Origin of the sequence: Methylomonas defluvii (assembly GCF_033949435.1) — a bacterium.
In the GTDB taxonomy this organism is placed as follows: Bacteria; Pseudomonadota; Gammaproteobacteria; order Methylococcales; family Methylomonadaceae; genus Methylomonas; species Methylomonas defluvii.
This window is the reverse complement of sequence record NZ_JAXARY010000031.1, coordinates 22,814-41,642: the sequence shown is the minus strand read 5'-3', so window position 1 is coordinate 41,642 and position 18,829 is coordinate 22,814. Positions and strand designations below refer to the sequence as shown.

13 protein-coding genes are annotated in these 18,829 nt (G+C 54.1%); 10 read left to right on the top strand and 3 right to left on the bottom strand.

The window, feature by feature from the left end; genetic code table 11:
• The first annotated feature begins 150 nt into the window (after window positions 1-150).
• The 10 genes from QLH52_RS22580 (at window position 151) to bfr (ending at window position 10,528) form a co-directional block, all read left to right on the top strand.
• Window positions 151-2,181 carry a TonB-dependent receptor gene (locus QLH52_RS22580; protein ID WP_319963035.1) on the top strand — a complete coding sequence of 677 codons (2,031 nt, stop codon included), beginning with the start codon at window positions 151-153 and terminating at the stop codon, window positions 2,179-2,181.
• Between the two features lie 80 nt (window positions 2,182-2,261).
• Window positions 2,262-3,479, top strand: coding sequence for a zinc metallochaperone GTPase ZigA (zigA, locus tag QLH52_RS22575; protein ID WP_319963034.1), 1,218 nt, complete (start codon window positions 2,262-2,264; stop codon window positions 3,477-3,479).
• Entirely contained in the window at window positions 3,472-3,717 is a 246-nt protein-coding gene (locus QLH52_RS22570) for a hypothetical protein (RefSeq protein WP_319963033.1), read from the top strand. Before zigA ends, QLH52_RS22570 begins: the two co-directional genes overlap by 8 nt.
• Window positions 3,714-4,499, top strand: a complete 786-nt coding sequence (locus tag QLH52_RS22565; RefSeq protein WP_319963032.1) for a ZIP family metal transporter — start codon at window positions 3,714-3,716, stop codon at window positions 4,497-4,499. Before QLH52_RS22570 ends, QLH52_RS22565 begins: the two co-directional genes overlap by 4 nt.
• A 9-nt stretch (window positions 4,500-4,508) precedes the next feature.
• Complete coding sequence (locus tag QLH52_RS22560) at window positions 4,509-5,225, top strand: DUF1826 domain-containing protein (protein WP_205800439.1); 717 nt, start codon at window positions 4,509-4,511, stop codon at window positions 5,223-5,225.
• Between the two features lie 10 nt (window positions 5,226-5,235).
• The gene (locus tag QLH52_RS22555) at window positions 5,236-6,921 is read left to right on the top strand and encodes a formylmethanofuran dehydrogenase subunit A (RefSeq protein ID WP_319963031.1); all 1,686 of its coding nucleotides are present in this window, start codon (window positions 5,236-5,238) and stop codon (window positions 6,919-6,921) included.
• 43 nt (window positions 6,922-6,964) lie between these two features.
• Window positions 6,965-7,753 (top strand): GTP cyclohydrolase FolE2, encoded by a 789-nt coding sequence (folE2, locus tag QLH52_RS22550; protein WP_319963030.1) that lies wholly within the window; start codon window positions 6,965-6,967, stop codon window positions 7,751-7,753.
• Window positions 7,754-7,763: 10 nt separating this feature from the next.
• Window positions 7,764-8,759 (top strand): CobW family GTP-binding protein, encoded by a 996-nt coding sequence (locus tag QLH52_RS22545; RefSeq protein WP_319963029.1) that lies wholly within the window; start codon window positions 7,764-7,766, stop codon window positions 8,757-8,759.
• Window positions 8,760-8,948: 189 nt separating this feature from the next.
• The gene (locus QLH52_RS22540) at window positions 8,949-9,923 is read left to right on the top strand and encodes a CobW family GTP-binding protein (protein ID WP_319963045.1); all 975 of its coding nucleotides are present in this window, start codon (window positions 8,949-8,951) and stop codon (window positions 9,921-9,923) included.
• 134 nt (window positions 9,924-10,057) lie between these two features.
• Window positions 10,058-10,528 (top strand): bacterioferritin, encoded by a 471-nt coding sequence (gene bfr, locus QLH52_RS22535; RefSeq protein ID WP_033155394.1) that lies wholly within the window; start codon window positions 10,058-10,060, stop codon window positions 10,526-10,528.
• A 113-nt stretch (window positions 10,529-10,641) separates the two neighbouring features.
• On the opposite strand, the gene QLH52_RS22530 is transcribed toward bfr, so the two are convergent.
• Genes QLH52_RS22530 through QLH52_RS22520 form a run of 3 tightly spaced genes read right to left on the bottom strand, consistent with a single transcriptional unit; the run spans window position 10,642 to window position 18,819 of the window.
• Window positions 10,642-13,800: a response regulator gene (locus QLH52_RS22530; protein WP_319963028.1), complete on the bottom strand. Its 3,159-nt coding sequence runs from the start codon at window positions 13,798-13,800 to the stop codon at window positions 10,642-10,644.
• Window positions 13,801-13,852: 52 nt separating this feature from the next.
• A complete protein-coding gene (locus QLH52_RS22525; RefSeq protein WP_101055141.1) occupies window positions 13,853-16,501 on the bottom strand; it encodes a PAS domain S-box protein in 2,649 nt (882 codons plus the stop codon).
• Complete coding sequence (locus QLH52_RS22520; RefSeq protein WP_101055139.1) at window positions 16,498-18,819, bottom strand: PAS domain-containing protein; 2,322 nt, start codon at window positions 18,817-18,819, stop codon at window positions 16,498-16,500. Before QLH52_RS22520 ends, QLH52_RS22525 begins: the two co-directional genes overlap by 4 nt.
• Window positions 18,820-18,829: the final 10 nt, after the last annotated feature.

Below are 18,829 nucleotides of genomic sequence, written 5' to 3'. Positions count from 1 at the left end.
CTGTCGAGTTTGTTGTTTTCACAACGAATTAAACTCAAATCACCTAATAAGCCGCAACAAGACGATGTAAAAAACCAATGTGATAATATTGCATCCATATCCGTTATAATATAACATCTTTACACATCATTCCTGCCTGCTCCACTTAACATGAAAAAAACCGCTACCCTGATTTTAATGCTGCCATCTCAGGTTCTGATGGCCGAAGAACCTGCTATTCAAGCACTGGACGAAATCATCGTCACGGCACCGCTGCAAGATAAAAAATCGGACAGTCCGGTACCGGTCACCGTATTAAGCGACGACGATTTACGGATGAAATCCGGCCACAGCATCGGCGATACGTTAAAAAATGAATTGGGGATCAGCAGCCAATCTTTCGGCCCTGGCGTCGGTACTCCGGTGATTCGCGGTCAAGCTGGCCCCAGAGTGCGGGTATTGAGCAACGGTATCGGCAGCAATGATGTATCGGCAATCAGCCCCGACCACGCTACCAGCGTCGAGCCGCTGTTAGCCGAACGCATCGAAGTCCTGCGTGGCCCTGCCACTCTGCTCTACGGCAGCGGCGCGATGGGCGGCGTGGTTAACGTCATTGATAACCGCATCCCCGTCCGCCAATTCGACAAGCTGGTAGGTGCCGCGTTGGAGCAACGTTTCGATTCCACCTCCGACGAAACCAGCACCACCATGAAAGTCGAGGGCGGCAAGGACAATATTGCTTATCACCTGGACGGCTTTTATCGGCATCGTAACAATCTGGACATCGGCGGCAGCGGCATAGACACCGCTAAAGTAGCCATCACCGATCCCAGTTTGGAGATTGTCGACAACCCCAAAGGCTTTCTGAACAACACCGGCGCCGAAGCCATCAGTGGCTCGGCCGGCTTGTCCTGGATCGGTGCCCCCGGTTTTGCGGGCGTATCCATCAATAATCTAAATAACAACTACGCCATCGCACCAGACGGCACCGGCGACGAAACCGTCAGCATCGCGATGCGGCAAACCAAATACGATTTTAAGAGCGAATTAAACAACCCGTTCCGTTTCGCGAAAAGTCTACGCACCCGGCTGGGTTACACCGATTACCAACACACCGAAATTGCCAACGGCGAGCCCGGCGCCTATTACACCAACCAGTCTTACGAAGGCCGCATGGAAATGGCTCACCAGGACCTGGGACCGTTGCGCGGCGTGGTGGGTTTTCAAGCCCAAGCCAGCGACTTTAATGCGATCGAAAAACTCACCGGCGACAGCATCGTCCCGCGTTCGGACATCAGCAGTTACGGTGTATTTGCCGTGGAATCGTTCGATATTGGCGCGGTGACTTATCAACTCGGCACCCGCGTCGAACAAACCGATATTCGCCCGGACGGTTTCGCCAATCTCAGCTACACGCCCGTCAGCGCGTCGGCTTCGGCCGTTTGGAAACTGGATAATCGCAACAGCCTGAATCTGGCAGTCACGCGCTCCTCGCGCGCCCCGCAAGTCCAGGAACTGCTGTCCGCCGGCTACCATGACGCCACCCGCAGTTACGACAGAGGCGACCTGGGTTTGCGAGAAGAAACCTCCTACAACCTGGATCTGGGTTACCGCTTCAAAACCGACTGGTTACGCGCCGAATTCGACTTATTCCACAACTGGGCTAGCGATTATATTTTCCAGCAACGCAGCGGCGAATTCGTCGATCAAGACGGCAATCCCTGCGTGGCGGATTGCGTGCCTTTGGTTACCAGCGGACAACACGACGCCATCTTCAAAGGCTACGAAGCCAAACTGATCATGCCTATGATGGAAAACCAGGTTGGCTTATTGGAAATGACTTTATTCAGCGACTACACCCGCGGCGAATTTCTAAACGGCAGTGACGTACCACGTATGCCGCCCTTGCGCTACGGCCTGCAACTGGATTTCAACCGGGACAAATTATCCACCTATCTGCGCTTTACCCGAGCCGAATCCCAGCCCCATGCCGGCGATTTCGAAACCTCCACCGCGGGCTATTTCTTGCTGAATGTCGGCGCCAACTATCAGGTCCAGGCCTATAAAGACGCCAAACTGATGGTGTTCGCCAAAGGTAACAACTTGCTGGATCAAAATATCCGCAACTCGACATCGTACTTGCGAAACTTTGCCCCGGAAGCCGGACGCGGCGCGGAAGTCGGCTTTAGAGTCAGTTATTAAAACGCTGAAACCGGCGCTGTTTTTTTCGACAGCGCCTTTTTTTGGCTAAGCAAACGCTACAATATATCATCTAAAACACTATGACCCTCGCATCCGCACCAGCCAAACAACTCCCTGTCACCGTACTGTCCGGCTTCCTGGGTGCGGGTAAAACCACCTTGTTGAACCACATCCTCAACAATCGGGAGAATTTAAGAGTGGCCGTAATTGTCAACGACATGAGCGAGGTGAATATCGATGCGGCAACGGTCAAAAACCAAGTACAACTGAATCGTGGCCAGGAAAAACTGGTCGAAATGAGCAACGGGTGCATTTGCTGCACGCTACGCGAGGACTTGCTGATCGAGGTCGGCAACTTGGCCAAGGATGGCCGCTTTGATTACTTGGTAATCGAATCCACCGGCATTGCCGAGCCTCTGCCGATTGCGGAAACCTTCACGTTTCGCGACGAACAGGGATTGAGTTTATCGGACATTGCCCGCCTGGATACGTTGGTGACCGTGGTGGACGCGGTCAACTTTATGCGCAATTACCTGGAAGCCTTGAGTTTAAAAGAAACCGGCGAATCACTCGGCGAAGACGACGCACGTAACGTCGCCGATTTGCTGGTCGATCAAATTGAATTTGCCAACGTCATTCTGATTTCCAAAATTGATCTGATCGCCAGCGACGAGCTTATCAACCTAAAAGCGGTGTTACACAGCCTCAACCCCGATGCGGAAATCCTCCCTATCGTGATGGGTCAGGTCGATTTAAGCAAAGTACTCGACACCGACTTGTTCGATTTCGAAAAAGCCGAGCAAGCCCCAGGCTGGTTAAAAGAATTGCGGGGCGAACATAAACCGGAGACCGAGGAATACGGCATAAGCAGCTTCGTTTACACCGCCCGGCGCCCATTTCATCCGCAGCGTTTCTATGATCATCTGCACCACGGCGATTGGGATAACGGCACCTTGTTGCGTTCCAAAGGTTTTTTTTGGTTGGCATCGCGCCCTGATCACGCCGGCAGCTGGTCACAAGCGGGCGGCGTGATGCACCATGGTTTGGCGGGTCGCTGGTGGGCGACAGTACCGCGCCAGGAATGGCCGCAAGACTATCTGCTGGACATCCAGTCACAATGGGCCGAACCCTACGGCGACTGCCGCCAAGAACTGGTGTTTATCGGTCAAAACCTCAATGCCGACCAAGTGCGCCGCGAATTGGACGAGTGCCTGTTAACCGACGCCGAACTATCAGCCGGCCCGGCAGTTTGGCGACACTATCAAGATGAATTTCCGCAGTGGTTTGCCGATGGCTAGCATCGACAGCTATCTGCATATCATCGGCATTGGATTGTTGCTTATTCTGGCCATTGTCTTGCCCTTGATTGACAGACCGCCCACCAAACGTGTGCTGTCAAAACTGTTTTTGACTGTGTTGGGGTTCATGCTGACGCATTTTGCTACCCATGCCTTGCCGAACAAATTAGCCGGATTTATTTACAGTTCTCAGCACGAATACCACTCGCTCAAAGCCAAAACACCCCATCGCACATGACTATCGCTATCAGCACTATGGCCGGCGCCATCGCGGCCTGTCTCGCCGTCAGCCTTTGCTCATTGTCCAGCTTATTTGCATTGTGGTTGAAACCCGACGCCTTGCATCGGGTAGTACCGTATCTAGTCGCGCTGGCAGTCGGCGTACTCTTGGGTGATGCTTTCATTCATTTGATCCCCGATGCCATAGACCGCCACGGCAGCGTCAGCGATGTCTGCCTGACCGTATTGGTGGGTGTATTCGGTTTCTTTGTATTGGAAAAATTGGTGCGCTGGCGGCACGACCATAACTTCGACACCACGCCAACCGGTGCCGAGGTCATGCCATTGGCTAAAATGAATCTGATCGGCGATGCCATGCACAACTTCGTCGACGGCATCTTGATCGCCGGCAGTTTTCTGGCCGATCCGGCACTGGGATTGACCACCACCTTGGCCATTATCGCCCACGAAGTCCCGCAGGAACTCGGAGATGTTGGCGCCCTGCTGCGCGGCGGCTATGCACCCAAGCAAGCCGTACTCTACAACTTTTATTGCTCGCTAACCGTTTTGCCGGGAGCGATTTTTACCTTTTTACTCAGCCAGTTAGCCGAATCTTCCTTGTCGCTACTGTTACCCATCGCTGCCGGCGGTTTTATTTATATCGCCGCCTCCGATCTGATTCCGGTATTACACGAACCTTGCAGTTTTCCCAGCCTGAGCGGACAAACCGCCGCGTTTGGTTTCGGCATCGTGTTTATGCAATTCATCGTATTTTTCGAACAGTTCCTGATCGCTAGTTAAGGAGTTTTTGTGTTTGCCCGCATACCCTTTCGTCAATCATCCCTGTCGCCGTTAGCCGGCCCCACATCCTTCCAGCCCGTTTCGTATCGGCCATCGACCCGCACCGTCGTCTCCACAAACTTTGTGGATTTGACGCGCATCTACGAGGACGAGGTGAACTTTTGCTTAATAGAACGACCATTGCCGGCCACCATTGAAGGCTTTATCTATCAAGCCTTGAAGCTATTCGGCCCCTTGGAACTCAGTCAGCCCGTCAATCCATCTGATTTTAACTATACAAACCTGTGGCCGCAAGCCAGCCAACTCGATGGCTATGACACATGGCTGGCAGACATCGAACTATTGACGACGGCGTTCTGCGAGCTATTCGAACTCAAGCAAGCCGGCTTGCGCCTAAGGACCTTGAAAATCGCCATGTGTCCGCGATTTCACGTGGATAGAGTGCCTGCGCGGATGATTTGTAGTTACGGCGGCATCGGCACCGAATGGCTACCGGAATATGCGCTGGATCGACGAAAACTGGGGATGGGCAGTGGCGGCCTGGATGATGCGCAGTCCGGTTTGATCGCCGACCAAACGGCGATTCGGCGGATGCCCGCCTATGCCGTGGGCCTGATGAAAGGCGAAGCCTGGGAAGGTAACGAAGGCCAGGGTTTTGTGCATCGATCACCTACGCCAACGGCGGTGCAGCCGCGGCGCTTGGTACTGACGTTGGATATGCTGTGAGGGCGCGGCATTGCTGATCAAATTAGCAGGCGGACACCTCTACGATCCCGCACAAAACCGGCAAGGTGAATCGCACGATCTATTTATCCGTGATGGCGTAATCACAGCCGACCCGGGCCCCGACGCCAAGTTCGATCAGGTATACGACGTATCCGGCCAGATTGTCATGGCCGGCGCGGTGGATATTCACAGCCATATTGCCGGCGGCAACGTCAACACCGCACGCCTGTTGTTGCCTGAACAACACCGTAATCACATGGAACGGCGCTTGCGTCATCCCTTCAGCACGGCGAAATGGTCGACCACCGACACCGGCTACCGCTACGCGCGCATGGGCTACACCACGGTGGTCGAACCGGCCATGTTACCGGTCAATGCCTTGGACGTGCATTTGCAGATGGCCGATATTCCCATTATGGATACGGCCGCCCTGGCTATTCTGGGTAACGACGACTTGTTGTTGCGACTGATACGAGCCAAAGCCAGCCAAAACCAAATCAACGACTACGTAGCCTGGACTTTACACGCTACCCGCGCGCTGGGCTTGAAAGTCATCAACGCCGGTGGTGCCAACGCCTTTAAAAGCAATGCCCGCCAATTCGCTTTGGATGACATTGTCCCCGACTACGGCGTCAGCTCCCGGCAAATTCTGGAAACCTTGCAAACTGCCGTATGCCAACTAGGCGTGCCACACCCGGTACATGTGCATTGCAACAACTTGGGTATTCCAGGAAATATCGAAACCATCATAGACACCATGGCAGCCGCGCAAGGACTGCCTATGCATCTAGCCCACGTCCAGTTCTACGCCTATGGCAAAGACGGCAGCAAGGGCTTTTCCTCTGCAGCCGCGCAACTTCTGGAAGCGTTCAACCGCCATCCGAATATCACCATGGATGTCGGCCAGGTGCTGTTCGGCCAGACCGTGACCATTTCCGGCGATGTCATCGCTCAATACAGCCGCCACGCGGATGCCAGCCCCAATAAATGGGTAATGTGGGACGCCGAGTGTGAAGGTTCCGGCGGCGTGGTGCCTTACCGATACCGGGAAGCCAGTTTCGTCAACACCTTGCAATGGGCCATCGGCTTGGAGCTCTTTTTGCTTGCAGAAGCCCCGGAGCGTTTATTCTTTACCACCGACCATCCGAACGGCGCACCGTTTAACGCCTACCCCGAATTGATCCGACTGTTGATGGACGCCGATTACCGCCAGGCCTATATGGCAGGCTTAAATCAAGAAGCGCTGGCGATGACCTTGTTGCCCAACCTCAAGCGCGAATTTACCTTAAACGAAATTGCCAGCATGACCCGCAGTGCTGCCGCAAAGTTATTGGGCTTGCATGATCGCGGTCATCTGGCGCCGGGGGCAATAGCCGACATTGCCGTCTACGACCCGGCGGGTATTGGCAGATGCGATCCGATCACCGGTGCATTTACTACCCATCCCCAAGCAAATATCGCTGCGATGTTCGCCAATGCCGCTCTAATGTTTAAACACGGTGAACTAGTGGTGCAAAACGGCGTGGTCGTGGCGCGGCCAAGCGGCCGAGCTCAAATGCTGCAACCCAATTACGATGCCCGCATCACGCGGACGGTGCAAGATCATTTCAACCGGTTCTACAGTTTGAAACTTAACAATTTCGCCATCAACGATGCCGACTTCGCAGAACGCCCCCGGTTTAGGGTGCACCGCTGATAAGCGGACGAACACAAAAATCCTGAATAATTCAGTTAAACTCATGCTCCCTATCGAAGACATTCAAGGCCGCCCTGACACAAGGCGCATTGCCATCGGCAAAGTCGGCATCAAAGACATTCTGCACCCGATCCGGGTCAAAGAGAAAAGTGGCGGCGAACAGCGCACCGTTGCGCACTTTGCGATGTACGTCAATTTGCCGCACGACTTCAAAGGCACCCATATGTCCCGTTTTGTGGAAATCTTGAACGATCACGACCGGGAAATCAGCATTGCCTCATTTCCGGCGATGCTGCAGGACATGCTCGCCAAATTGGAGGCCGAATCCGGGTATATCGAGATGCGTTTTCCCTACTTCATCGATAAAGCAGCGCCGGTCAGTGGCGTCCGCAGCTTAATGGACTATCAAGTCAGTTTTATTGGCGAAATCGATAACGCCGGCTGTCGCATCAAAGTGAAGGTGATTGTGCCGGTCACCAGTCTGTGCCCTTGCTCCAAGGAAATTTCCGAACGCGGTGCCCATAATCAACGCTCACACGTCAGCGTGACTGTAGAGGCCAAGTCGTTTATCTGGCTTGAAGAACTGATCATGCTGGTAGAAGCCGAAGCCTCCTCGCAAATCTATGGCCTGTTGAAGCGCCCGGACGAAAAATACGTCACCGAATACGCCTACGACCACCCCAAATTTGTCGAAGACATGGTGCGCGATGTAGCCGCCCGCTTGAACGCAGAGCCACGGATCATCAGTTACAGCGTCGAATCGGAAAACTTCGAGTCTATCCATAATCACTCAGCTTATGCACTGATACAGCGTGTCAATTCCCCATCCTGACGGAGGCCCTATGAACGCCAACCTCAAAACTAACAGCGCCGTGCCCGTGACCATTCTCACCGGCTTTCTCGGCGCCGGCAAAACCACTTTGTTGAACCGGATTCTCAGTGAAGACCACGGCAAACGGATTGCGGTGATCGAAAACGAATTCGGCGAAGCCGGTATCGACAACGAACTTTTAGTGCAAGCCGACGAACAAATCGTCACCATGAATAACGGCTGTATTTGTTGCACCGTGCGCGGCGACTTGGTGCGTATTCTCGGCGAACTCAGCGACGGCCGCGAATCCGGAGAACTCCAATTTGAACGAGTGATCATCGAAACCACCGGTTTGGCCGACCCGGCTCCGGTTGCGCAAACCTTTTTCGTCGACGAAAACATTGCCGAAAACTACCAGCTGGACGCCATCATCACCGTCGTCGATGCCGTGCACGCTCACCGCCAGCTAGCCGAACACCACGAAGCGCAAGAGCAAGTCGGCTTTGCTGATCGCATCCTGCTATCCAAAACCGACCTCCAAGAACCGGAAATTGTTTTAGACCTGGAAACCCGCCTCCGAGCTATGAACCCCAGAGCGCCAATCAAACACGTGCATTTCGGCCAAACCGAACTGCGCGATATTCTGGATATTGACGGCTTTAATCTGGATGATATTTTGAAAATCGAACCGGATTTTCTGGAAGACATCAGCCACGAGCACGAGGACGACATCCGTGCCTTGGTCTACCAAACCGACCGGCCTCTGGATGCCGCGCGGATTCTGGCATTCCTGAACATCATGATCCGCGACTACGGCAACGACTTGCTCCGCTACAAGGGCATTCTTAACATCGCCGGCTGCGAACAAAAAGTGATTTATCAAGGTGTGCATATGCTGATGACCGAGACTTTCGGCAACCCTTGGCAAGCCGATGAAGCACGGGAATCGAGTATGGTGTTTATCGGTCGCAACTTACCCAAGGAGGATATGCTGGAGGCCTTGGCTTCTTGCCGGGTAGGCGTTTAAACAAAGTCGCTGAATGGGTTATTGGTCACTGGGCAGCAGGCCAGTCAGCAGTTGTCGTTGACGTTCCGGTTCAAAAAACAGGCATAATTCGCCTTTACAGATAACCGGTCCGAATAGGTAAATTAAATTTGTATTCGCTTGGACCTCGTAATCACAGCTTTTCATGAAGAAAGCGGCGACCACTTGAAAATGCCCGATCCAGACAAAATCCCTGTTTTTGTGCTCACCGGCTTCCTCGGCAGCGGCAAAACCACCTTGTTGAATCGATTTTTGGCTGACGGGGTAAAGACCGCCGTGGTGATAAACGAGTTCGGCGAAATACCGGTCGATCAGGATTTGTTGGCAAACCAAAATCTGCCGCTGACCGTGCTGTCCGGCGGGTGTCTGTGCTGCAAGGTCAAAGGCGCGCTGGCGCCCACGTTAAAAAACCTGTGGATGACCTGGGAGCAAGCGGCAAGCAAACCTTTCGCACGCATGATTATCGAAGCCAGCGGCATCGCCAGCCCGGAACCGATTCTGGATACCCTGTTGCGCGAGCGCTGGCTGGCTGGCCGTTATCATTTGCAAAACGTCATCACTACCTTGGCCATACCATCGGCTGCGGCACAGCTCGACAGTTTTGCCGAAGCGCGGGCGCAGGTGGCTTGGGCCGATACTTTATTGCTGACCCATGCCGACGTAAGCAATGCCGACCAGCAAACCGCATTGGCAACCCGCTTGCAAGTTCTAGCGCCGGCCACGCCCAGACTGACGGCAGAAGACTTTCATGCACTTAGCCTGCTGACTAAAGCAGGCCCAAGCTTGCGCCGCTTGCCTCCTGCCGGCCCGTTACCGGTACATAACTTTCGCAGTATCTCGCTGCATCTGGAACAAATTCTGCCCTGGCAGCACCTGCAAACCCTCCTCCAACAGCTGCTTAACCGCCACCCACAAGACTTATTGCGCATCAAAGGCGTGATTTATCTTGCCGAACAAACCGAACCGATGGTGATTCAGGCAGCCGGCACTCGACTGTACCCACCTACCCCATTAACCGCCAGAACAAGCGACGACCGCCGCAGCCGGCTGATATTCATCGTTAATGGCGAGCCAACGGCACTTGCTACTGATCTAAACAAGGCTTTTGTTCCACTGCTTAGCAGGAACGCTATCAAGCTGCATTAATTTATTAAGCCGAATGGTATTTTTAAGGGCCGGGGTGACAATGGCCCAGCGGGAATCCACGCAAACCCAGTATCCGGCGGCATTTTGTATTACCATAGCCCAGGGCATTAGCAAATTTATCCGGGAGGCGGCATATGCAAGGCGACAAACAAGTCATAGCTCACTTAAACGAATTGCTGGCAGGCGAACTGACCGCAATAGACCAGTATTTTATTCATTCCAGGATGTATGAAAACTGGGGCTTCAGCAAATTATACGAACGCATCAATCACGAGGTTCAAGACGAAACCAACCATGCGGATGCCTTGATCAAGCGAATTTTGTTTCTGGAAGGCACGCCGGATTTATCCAAACGCGAACCGCTGGCGGTCGGCACCAACGTGCCGGAGATGCTGAAAAACGATCTGGCGGTGGAATACAAAGTGGTTGCGGATTTGCGCAAAGTCATCGCCTATTGCGAAACCGTGCGCGATTACCAAACCCGAGAAATTCTGGAAGTGATGCTGGACGACACCGAAGAAGATCATGCGCACTGGTTGGAAAAACAATTGAGCTTGATCGACATGATTGGTTTACCAAATTATCTGCAATCGCAAATGTCCTGACTCGGCACTTTGCACAGCAATAGCCGCGGTCGCTTTTAGTGACTGCGGCTTTTTTATGCCAGCTGCTACCGATTGACAGCCCATAGTTTTAAAACCTCACTCAGCTTACAGCCTTACAAATCCGCAGCTTGTAAAAGCAATAAAGCGGCTTGATAGTCGAACGCTTCGATTTGTCTGGCAAAATCCGGATATGCAACCCCCAATTTTGACCGCAGCAACACGGCGTATTCCCGCGCCAAACGGCTGGCTTGCGCATCGCCAATCGCCAAAAGACTTGCCAGTGCAGCTACGACTTGGCGCATATTTTCCGCGTCGATAATTTCCTCATCCGCGTCGCTGCTTGCCGGTTGAGAAGGTAAATCCAGAATAGCGCGAACCAAATGCGTCAATTCGCTATCGCACAACGCCGCCAACTCCATGCAGACCGCCAAATCGCTGCTTTCGGCTATCGCCCGGTCCAATTTAGCCGCCAAATCGGCAACCTGTTTGGCACCCAGCGTGCCGGCAACGCCTTTTAAGCAGTGACTGATGCGTTTTGCTTCGGCGGATTTGCCATCAACCAAGTAGGCCTGAACTTGTTTCAAGTCTTCATTGTGGGCATCGGCAAACATACTCAACAATCGTTGATATTTATCCACGTCGCCCTTCACTACAGCCAGGCCTTGCTTGGTGTCCAAGCCGCTGATGGCCAGCAAAGCCGGCGGCAGCGTATCGTCCGATGCCCCTGTTTTTGCCGAAAAGCGCCCTGCCTCCGCTTTATCGGGCCTCAGGGGACGCGGATCAGAACGCGGTGCCAACCAGCGCAACAAGGCCGCGTAAAGATCTTCCGGAATCACCGGTTTAGCGACAAAATCGTTCATACCCGCAGCGAGCGAAACATGCCGGTCTTCCTCGAACGCAGCGGCGGTCATGGCCAAAATCGGCAAGCCGGCAAAACTCGGCTGCGCACGTATCGCCCGCGTCGCCTCCAGACCGTCCATTTCCGGCATCTGTACATCCATCAACACCAGATCGTAGGCGTTCTCGCCGATTTTTTCGAGAGCGATTCGCCCGTTCTCGGCGGTATCCACTGCCAAACCCACGCCATGCAACAACTCCAGCGCCACTTCCCGATTGATCGGATTATCTTCCACTAAAAGCAAACGCGCACCGGCGTAATCTCGGCGTAACGCCATTTCCGCGTCGACGGGCTTTTCACTGGGGTGTAAAGGCATGACGCCGTGCCCGCGTTGAACCAGGGCGGTAAACCAAAAGCAACTGCCTTCACCCAATACGCTATCGACGCCGGCATCGCCGCCCATCATATTCGCCAGGCGGCGGGTAATCGCCAATCCCAAGCCTGTCCCGCCATATTTGCGGGTGGTCGACACATCGGCCTGGGTGAAAGCCTGAAATAAACCGGCTTGTTGCTCCGCTTCGATACCGATTCCGGAATCGTTCACCTCGAAGCGCAGCAGCAAGCCCGCGGCGGTTTCCTCCTGCACCATCGCCCGCAACCGGATCGAACCGCGTTCGGTAAACTTCACGGCATTGGTGGCGTAGTTGAGCATGGCTTGGCGCAGACGCATCGGATCCCCGCGCAGCCATTGCGGAACGCCCTGCCCATCCACCTCTATGCTCAAGGCTTTGGCCCGCGCCTGATCGGCGATAATGGAACGAATGTGGTCCAATACCGCCGCCAGGGAAAAATCGGTTTGCTCCAGCTCCAGCCGGCCGGCTTCGATCTTCGATAAATCCAGCACGTCGTTAATAATCGACAATAGATGTTGGGCGGCGCTATCGATTTTGTCCAAACGCTCGCTTTGTTCCGGATTGGGACTGCTTTGCCGCAGCAAATAAGTCAAGCCGATGATGGCATTCATGGGGGTACGAATCTCGTGACTCATATTGGCCAAAAAGGCGCTCTTGGCTTGATTGGCGGCATCGGCCAACAGTTTCGCCGCTTCCAGTTCAGCCGTGCGGCTGGTCACTAAATCTTCCAGGTGGTGCCGATACTGATCAAGCTCCAGCGCCACACGTTTCTTCTCGGTGATGTCTTCCTGTACCGCAACAAAATGGGTTACGCTGCCGTCGGCCTGACGGATTGGCACGATAATGGCAAATTCCACATACTCGCTACCGTCCTTGCGTTTATTGATAAATTCGCCTTTCCAGGTCTGACCACAGCCCAGTGCGGTCCACAACGCCCGATAATTTTCCGGCGGGGTTTTTTTCGATTGCAATATACGCGGATTACGGCCGATGACCTCGTCGCGCCGGTAGCCGCTCACCTGCAAAAACGCCTCATTAACGTATTCGATATCGCCATTCAGGTTGGTGATGATAATACTGGCCGGGCTTTGTTCCACCGCCTGCGCCAACTTACGCAGTTGCTGTTCGGTTTGTTTGCGCTCACTAATATCCAGATTGACCCCAAACAGCATGATCGGTTTACCTGCAGCATCGTATTGCGCCCGGCCCTTGCTGCTCAGCCATCGCGTTTCGCCGGTTGGCAAAATATAGCGAAACTCCACCTCGAACGCCTCGCCACGCAAAATGCGGCTTTCCCACTGCGCATCAATCAAATGCTGGTCGTCCGGATGCACTCTTGCGCGCCAGTCGGCGTTAAACCGCACACTGCCGGGTTCCAAGCCATATAGCCGCTCGCATTCCGGCGACCAATAACCGCGATCATTGACAATATCCCAATCCCAAATCCCGACATGCGCCCCCTCCTGCGCCAGCATTAAACGCCGTTCGCTCGCGCGCAAGGCTTCCGCGGCATCTTCCGCGCGCTGGCGGGCCGCGATGGCATCTTCCATCAAATTTAAGGCCGCCAGTTGCGCCTGATGCTGCTCTAACAGCGCTTGCTCCTGGCTTTGCCGCAAGGCCTGCTCCGCGTCACGTCTTATCCTGCGTTGATCGCGTTCCTCGACAGCCCGGCGTATGGAGGGCACCAAGCGGACCGGATTGTCCTTGTACACGAAATCGACCATCCCCAGCCGTAACAACTCCATCGCGACTTCTTCGCCGACGCTGGCGGAGACCAGAATAACCGGCAAATCTTTACTGTGCGTTTGAATGAATTGCAAGGTATCGCGAATATCCATTCCCGGTACCGCGTAATCCGACAGCACCAAATCCCAGTCGTCTTGCAAAGCCAGCGCCAGCGCCGCACGGCTATCTATCCGCCGGCATGCCACGCTTAGGCCGTTCTGCTGCAGGTGGTGCACCAGGGCCAGATAATCAGCCTGTAATTCTTCGATAATCAGCAATTTCAATTCAGGATTCATAGACCCATCACGATCATCATGGCGGCTAAGTAATACGCAAACCGGGCGCGTTTCATCCCGGAACATTCCCAACCGGGTTTGTGCCGGCTTGCTCTATAAACGCCAGCGGATAGGGGCGTTCCTGTCCCAACTGCCCGGACAGCTCGTTGATGGTTTGTTTCAATGCGATCATGTCCATTTCCCTGCCGACCATGGCTCGGTTGAAACGCTGCAGGGCCTCAGTTTGCTCGCGCAGAGCAACCTCGGCGGCTTTGCGCTCGCTAATATCTAAGGCATAGGCCACACGGCTCAGTGATTTGCCGTCGCCGGATTTGATGACGGTAACATCCATCATCACCGGAAAACGGCTGCCGTCTTTGCGTTGATGTTCCGCCTCAAATACCCCATGACAGGTCGAATCCAGAATATTGATCTGCTGTTTGATCTGTTCGACCCAATCGGCCGGATACACCGTCATGACCGGTTTACCGATCAATTCTTCTCGGGCGTAACCACGCTCCTTAGCAAATACCGGATTCACGGCCAAGAACAAATTGCTCTGCGCGTCGGCAATCGCCAATCCGAATTCGGCGTTTTCGAATGCTTGCGCCCAGAGCTTGAGTTCGTTTTCAGTATTTTTACGTTCGGTAATATCGATACAAACCCCAAATACCCTTTGCGCCCGGCCCATATCATCGTAACTGGCTCCGCCCTTGCAATTTAGCCATCTGAAACGCCCCGGCTCCGCTTGCACCCGAAAATCAAAATCAAAAGTCCGATGCGCGGCAACCGCTGAATCTCGAAAATGCTTCAACTCGGCCAAATCGTCGGGATGCACGCGCTGGGAAAAAGCCGAGTAGTCCCCGGAAAAAGCGCCTGGCGCATAACCGAACATCCTCTCAAGTTCCGGAGTCCATTGCACTTTGTCGTTATCAATATGCCAATCCCAGATGCCGATATTGGCAGTACTTTGAGCCAGACGTAAGCGCTCCTCGCTTTCGACCAAGGCCATTTCCGCCAATTTGCGCTCGGTGATATTGGCGTGAGAAACCACCGCGCCGCCTTCCCCAAATCCCAGAGGCGTGACAACCATGGCAAACCAACGTTGCTTCTGCGCGGAATGGCAGGCATATTCATACCTGAAGCGGGGAAGCCGGCCTTCCAGCACCGCCGACAATCCGTTGAATACGGCCTGAGACCCCTGCCGATAAGGACCCGATGCCTGCCGGCAAATCTGCAAATAATTGGTGCCTATGCTGCAAATATCAGCGGATTGCCCGCATGCCAGAGCATCATCCTCGGCAAACTGCTGCCAGGGTCGATTGACGGAGACAATCACACCATCGCGGTTCAGCACGGCGATGTTGGCGCTCACCGAATCCAAAATAGCCCGCTTAAATTCTTCGCTTTCGCGCAGCGACGCATTCGCCGCTTCAAGCGCTTTGCGGGCCGCCAGCGCATCTTCCATCAAATTGAGTGCGGCTAGCCTGGCCTCGCGTTGTTTTTCCAGGGCCGCCCGCTGCGCCTCTTGCAGCGCAAGTTCGGCTTGTTTACGTGGGGTAACATCCTGCACGGTACCATGCAAAGCCACGATATTAGCCTGCTCATCGCGGACCGCCTCGCCGCGGGCCACTAACCAGCGATGCAGTTCGCCATCGTTCTGCAATTCCACCTCGCATTCATAAGGCAAGCCGTCGCTACAAGCCTGAGCTACGGCTGCTTGCAAGCGCTGCCAGCTCTCGGGCTTAAAATACCGCCCAACCTCGTCATAGCCGGCTGGCGGTAAATGAGGGGCTCGGCCGAATAAACTGTATATCTGCTCCGACCACTTCGATTCGCCGGTGCGCAAGTCCCATTCCCAACTGCCCAAGGCGGCCAAACGCTGAGCGACTTTCAAAGCCATCTCGCTTTCATGTAGCGCCAGTAACGCTTGTTCACGCTGCTCTATGTTTTCCATGAGCAAGATAAAACACGCAGGGCTACCATCCGGCTTACGCGCCACGGAAGCGCTTAATCTAATCCAGACAACACTGCCGTTCTTATGAATGAAACGCTTGTCTCCGGAAAAACTATCTATTTCACCTTCACCTGTCGGCATCTGCGACAAATCGCCAAAATCCTCCCAATAAGTAATGTCCGAAAAATTGCTGCTTAGCAATTCTTCCAGGCTATAACCCACAATCTCACAAAACTGGCGGTTAGCCTTCAGCCAACGCCCGTCCGGTGCCAATAAACAAATGCCTATCGCCGCTTGTTCGAACGTAGTCTGAAATAGGGTTTGGCTAACCCGCAGCTGGTCGCGCGCGTCCAGCAATTGTTGCCAGTGCGCATTCTCGCGTTGCCGAGTCCGCAGCAGGAATTCGCTGAGCAGGCTGATTAAAACACCATTGGCAATCAACAACGTCCATTGCACGACATCGTAAGGGCCGGCAATTGCCAAGCTGCGATAGGGAGGCAGCAATTGGAAATCGCTGACCATCGCCGCCATCAATGTCGCCAATAATCCAGGCCCCAAGCCGCCGAACAAGGCGCTCACGATCACCGGAAACAAAAATAACAGCAACATCGGGCGCTCGCCAATGGATGCCGGCAAACACAGGCGAATTGCCAGCGCGGCCAATACCAGGACCACCGCCGACACGTAGGCGAGTCTATGGCTACTCCGGTAACGGGAAGGCACCAACGCGGAAAAATCGCCCAATGGCAACTCGGGGATACTCATAAACGGTCTTCTTCCGCAACCGATGTATCGCCGCCCATTAATCCGTCCGCATTGCTTACTGATATACCGTCCGGTTTGAGAGGGTCCAAGCCGGATTCGGTGTGAACTTCAGCAAAATCATGACCAACAGCACTTTCGGGTTGGGTTGAGAGAAACGCCAATGTATAGGGGGGCTGGCGACCAAGCTGCGCAGACAGCTCATTGACCTGCTGCTTTAAATTAACCATGTCCAGCTCGCGCCCGACCATGGCCCGATTAAATCGCTCCAATTCATCATTCCGCGCTTTTAATTCCGCGGCCTGGAGATTAAGTTGATCTTCGGCGGCTTTGCGGGCGCTGACATCCAGAATAAAACCAATTACCGCCGGCCGGTTTTTATAATCGAAACTGCGGCCATGGACTTCAACATGAATGCAGTGGCCGTTGTGGTGCAAGCCTTCGAAACGGTAGTTAAGGTCTTCAATCTCGCCATCAATCCGTCGGCGCAAATTTTCCAACACCATCTGCCTGTCCTGCGGACAGACCAGATCGGCCACTGTTTTGCCGTCGATAATATCCTCGGTCCGCTGATAGCCGAAGATCCTGGCAAACCCTGGATTCACGTAAACAAAGCGTGCATCTTGAATAATATAAATGCCGGCCAGTGACTGTTCCACCAAACCGCGAAAGCGCGCCTCGCTCTCGCGCAGCTTCAGCTCGGCCTGTTTACGTTCGGTAATGTCCCGCGAGATACCGAACACCCCGATGGTTTTACCGTTTGCATCGCACAGCGGGCCTTTGGTGGTCAAGAAAGTTCTTGATCCGAATTGGGTGTCCAGGGTTTCTTCTTCCGTCAGCGTGATATTTTCCGCCATTACCCGGCGGCTAAACTCTTTCAAGTGCTCGGCCTGATGCGGCGGAAATAGCGCGCCATCGTCCTGGCCGATGACTTCCTCGACCGGCTTGCCGACAAAATTAGCGGCGGCGGTATTAAACAAAATATACCGGCCGTCTAGGTCTTTGGCATAGATCGCGTCCACGGACAAATCGGAGATTGCGGCTAATAAATCAAGCGCCCGCAATCGCTCCGCTTGCGCCTTCTGCACCGCCGTGGCCAAGGCCAGTCTCTGACTTTGCCGCAACAGATAAAAACCGGCGCAGACGATAAAAATGGTCAAACTACCGACACAAACAATCCAGACGACTTTGCTTCTGGCTTTGCTGTAGATTTCGACCTTATCCAACTTAGTCAGTAACAGCCAGTCGGTACCGCTAATCGCCTGTACCAGACCGATGACGGAGACATTACGGTAATCCTTAGCTTCCAGGATGTTGTCGAGACTAACCGGACTTTGCAACGCCTTGCCGGCCAGCAAGTTAGGCGTGTTGAGCGGCAGACGCAGCGAAGCAGCCGCATCCGGGCGAAAACGCAGCGGATTCAGATAGAGAATCTCATCGCCGGCACGCCGAAACAACAAGGTTTCGCCGCTGCCGCTCGCCACAGGCCAACTCTCCAGAACCGGAAACAGCCACTCGCTGAGATCGATATGTAAAATAATCAGCGGCGCCGCTACCGGCTGCGCTGTCAGCGGCACCACCAAATCCAGCAGGACGCGCCCGCTATCATCTCTGTAGGGATTAACTAATTGGATTTGCCGCGATTTGGTCGACAACTCTGTAAGTTTTAGCAGCTCAGGCAACAGCGTGGCGGGAGCTTTCGCGGAACGCCATAAGCATTCGCCATCGGGTCTAAGCAGACTGATAGCCGTGACTCCCCAGCTTTTACGAAATTGCTCCAAACGGCTTTGCAGGCGCTCGGCGCTTTGCAGATCCCCACCAATCTGCCAACGGTGATACAAGTCGACGATAAATTCGCTGGTTTGGATAAAATCCGCGTCGCCGCGCCGTTCAGTCAGCCAGTCGCTGATTTGCCTGGACTTGAAGCCGGCGACCGCCTGAAGCCTGCCGAACTCTTCTTGGGCGTGTTGCTCAATCGTCAGCGCCGCGCTGGCAGCCATCAAAGCCAGGATGGCGACTATCAATAAGCTCAGCGGCAACCAATGGCTACGCGGTACCTGGGGAACGGTTTGCGGTTCGCTGTTTCGACCAAACCAGCGCCGCATCAAACCGTAGAGCAATAAAGAAGTCACCAACACATAAAACCAGCCTTTCAGCATGCTGGCTAGCGTCAGCTGGTCCGGATCTTTGAATACGTGGTGTACCAATTGATCCGATACCAAAATCCAGCTGGCGGCGAAGATGGCGTATACCAGTACGACGGCTAAGACGCTTTTGCGGCTGACCTGCGCTGAGTTTGATGGATCGTTATTCGACTGCATGGGCTTGCAA